This is a genomic window from Actinocorallia lasiicapitis (genome assembly GCF_054778695.1).
Genome location: NZ_BAAGZI010000532.1, coordinates 1 through 3,233 on the forward strand (window position 1 = coordinate 1; position 3,233 = coordinate 3,233).

Consider the following 3,233-nt stretch of genomic DNA (forward strand, 5'->3'; position numbering starts at 1 on the left):
CCGGCTGGCCGCCCTGCGGCGCCTGGCCGTAGCCGTCCTGCCCGTAGCCGGGCTGGCCGGCCGGGGGCTGCTGCCCGTACCCGGCCTCCTGCGGCTGCGGACGCCGGCGACGGCCGCGGGTGAGGTTGTTCCCGCAGGTCAGGCAGATCAGATCGCCCGGGTTGTGCGGGGTCTGGCAGACCTCGCAGGTCAGAGTCTCCATGAGGCCTCCCCGGCTCGTACTCCAGCCCCGTCCAGCACCGCGCTCAAGCGATCCATGTCGCCTCGGCGCGGGATGCCGATGTAGTACACCCGCCGTCCTTCCGCACCGTCTTCGACGCACACCTGTATGCGCCGTTCGTTCTGCCCGTTTGGGCCGTACCGCTGCTCCCCCAGGGGGGTCAACGGCACGAGCTGTTGGTTCGACGATCCCCGCAGGGGGGAGTCGTCGCCCAGCCGTTCCACGTACGGCCCGGAGACAACAGCATCACACAGTTTCAGGATGTCCCGCGACTCGGGTTTCCGCGAGAGCCTGGAGATTACATATCCGGAATAAAGGAGGATGTCCAACTCACGTGATCCACGCCACTCGATGATGCCCGCGAGTAGCGCCCGCAACGCCTCGGGCTGCTGGAACGGCTCACCGCCCGAGACCGTCACGCCGTCGATCGGCGGAAGGCCCCGCAGCCAGTCCAAAACCCCTTCCACCGGGACCGCATGGGACTCCTCCGCCGGCCAGGTGTCGCGCGACAGGCAGCCGGGACAGGCGATCGTGCACCCCTGGAACCAGATGCCCGCTCGCACCCCGTGACCGAGCGTGGTCACCGGGTGATGGGCTTTGGCCAGCAGCATCGTCGTCACGACAGCTCGAGCTCCACGATGCTCCCCTCGCGGGTGATGCCCGACACAGTGAGCTCGGTTCCCGCCTTCAGTTCCCGGTCGAACAGGCCACGGGCCAGCGGGTTGACGAAGTGGGCCTCCAGGGCCATCCCGATGCCGCGGCCGCCCTTGTCGAGCTCGGCCGTGCACCACTCGCGGAGCGTGGCCAGCACGTCCGGGGTGACGGTCAGGGTGAGGCGGTGCTCGTCGGAGACCCGTTTGCAGATGTTCTCCAACTGCAGATCGAAGATCTTCGACGCGGGCTCGGGACCGATGAAGTTGAAGACGATCACGTTGTCGCCGAGCCGGTTCAGCAGCTCGGGCCGGTTGAGGACCGTGGTGAAGTGGTCGCCGATCGCCGTCTTGATCCGGTGCTCGATCTCCGCGTAGCCGAGCCCGGGGATCACCTTCGACGAGCCCAGATTGGACGTGAAGATCAGGATGGCCTCGGAGAAGTGGACGGTCTGGCCGCGGCCGTCGGTGAGGCGGCCGTCCTCGAGGATCTGCAGGAACTTGTCCAGGATCCGCGGGTGGGCCTTCTCGATCTCGTCGAACAGGATCACCCGGAACGGATCCTCGCGGACGGCGTTGGTGAGCTCGCCGCCCGCCTCGTGCCCGACATAGCCGGGCGGCGAGCCGATCAGCCGGTCACCCGCCTGCTCGGCCGAGAACTCCGACATGTCGAACCGCAGGTAGGCCGAGTCGTCGCCGAAGACCAGCGAGGTGATCGCCTTGGCCAGCTCGGTCTTGCCGGTGCCCGTCGGGCCCGCGAAGAACAGCACCCCGCGAGGACGCGAACCCTGCTTGGTGGCCTGAGCCCCCGACAGCCCGAGGACGGCCCGCTTGAGGATGTCGAGGGTCTTGGTGACGGCCTGGTGCTGCCCCAGCACCCGCTCGGGGACCCGCTTCTCGCCGTCCAGGACCCGCTTGCGCAGATGCCCCCGCGACCACGGATTGTCCAGGACGCCCAGCTTGTAGGTGCGGACGGCGTCCGGCAGATCGGCCAGCGCGACGTTCCGCTCCTTCGCCAGCCGGGTGACCTCGATCATCGACTGGAGGGTGAGGCCGTCGGCCTGCTCGGCGAACGCGTTGCAGGCGTCGGCGGCCGCGTCGTCGGTCTCGGGGTCGACGGCGAACGCGCGGGCCAGCAGCCGCGCCGTGGTCTGCCGATCGCCCAGATGCGGACGGGGCAGGACGATCTCGCGGATCGAGTCGTTGTCGGACGACAGCCACGCCGGCAGATCGCCGGGCCGCTCCACCAGCCAGATGATCGGGTTGTGGAACGGCTTCGGCCGGACGCCCGGCGCGCGCACCGGGCGGGCCGTCCTGGCCAGCTTCTCGCAGTAACGGAAGAAGTCGCGCTCGGCGGGGACCAGCTCGGTGCCCGACGCCGAAATCCGGGACGCGCCCTCGATCAGGACCGCCGCCCTGACCTGCTCGGCCGGCTTGGCGACCGCGGCCAGCACCTTGGTGAGCCCCTCCAGCGACGGCTTCGCGTCGTACTTGCCGAGGAGCTTCTTGGCGGTCTCCTCCGCCTGCTCGTCACCCTCGGGGAAGACGCGCAGGCCGTCCACCGGGTCGTAGACGAGCAGACAGCCGATGCCGCTGGCGTTCAGCGCCTCCGACAGCATGTCGCGGAGCGGCAGCAGCGCCATGCCGTCACCGTTGGGAAACAGAAAACTGTCGTAGAGGTTCCCCGACAGCACGTACTGCGAGTGCACCGACAGCGTGGCGTCGAGCTCCCGGATGAACGGGGGCCAGCCCATCAGACGGCCCCCGAGAGTCGGTTGGTCAGTGCTCAACGTGGCGTTCCCTCGGCTTGTGCTTCTTCCGGCTCGTGGTCGATTCTGCCCCCAGCGGCAGCGCTTCGGCACCGGGCTCCAGCCGCCACGTCACCGCGACGGTCATGCCCTCGCGCTCCAGCCGCTCCTTCGCGGCCTCGAACGCCTCACACCAGGCGCGTTCGTGTTCGGCGTCGCGGCGGCGCTCGTCCTCGCTGGCGGGCGGGCGCGTCCGCAACATCTTGGCGCGGAGCGTGCCCTCGTCCAGGCCCATCAGGACGACCTGGTCCGGCCAGTCGGCGCGTGTCAGAGTCAGCGGGGTGACGGTCTCGAACCCGGCGTCGACCTGGTAGCCGAGCTCCTCGAACGCCTCGGTGACCGTCGCCAGGACGTAGGCGCGTTCGGCTTCGGCCTGCGCTTCGGCCTGCCGGGCGGCGCGGAGTTCGGCCGCGTGCCTCCGCTCGTCCCTGGTCCTGGTGTTGGCCTCCTGGACGCGGAGCCTGACCTCCGAGAGCAGGCCCTCGGCCTCGGCGGGGGTGGCGGCGTGCACGACCCGGCCCGCGGCGGCGCGGACGGTGCGGTGGTCGGCGTCGG

The 3,233-nt window shown here is 69.9% G+C and carries 2 protein-coding genes and 2 pseudogenes; all 4 read right to left on the reverse strand.

Annotation, left to right across the window (positions count from 1 at the left end):
* Window positions 1-202, reverse strand: a pseudogene (locus tag ACYVE7_RS31630) (hypothetical protein); the annotation flags it as partial.
* Entirely contained in the window at window positions 190-831 is a 642-nt protein-coding gene (locus ACYVE7_RS31635) for a 4Fe-4S single cluster domain-containing protein (RefSeq protein WP_460369939.1), read from the reverse strand. The gene ACYVE7_RS31635 and the pseudogene ACYVE7_RS31630, both read right to left, overlap by 13 nt.
* 5 nt (window positions 832-836) lie before the next feature.
* Window positions 837-2,624, reverse strand: a complete 1,788-nt coding sequence (locus ACYVE7_RS31640; protein ID WP_460369937.1) for an AAA family ATPase — start codon at window positions 2,622-2,624, stop codon at window positions 837-839.
* A gap of 25 nt (window positions 2,625-2,649) precedes the next feature.
* Window positions 2,650-3,233: pseudogene (locus tag ACYVE7_RS31645) on the reverse strand (response regulator receiver protein); the annotation flags it as partial.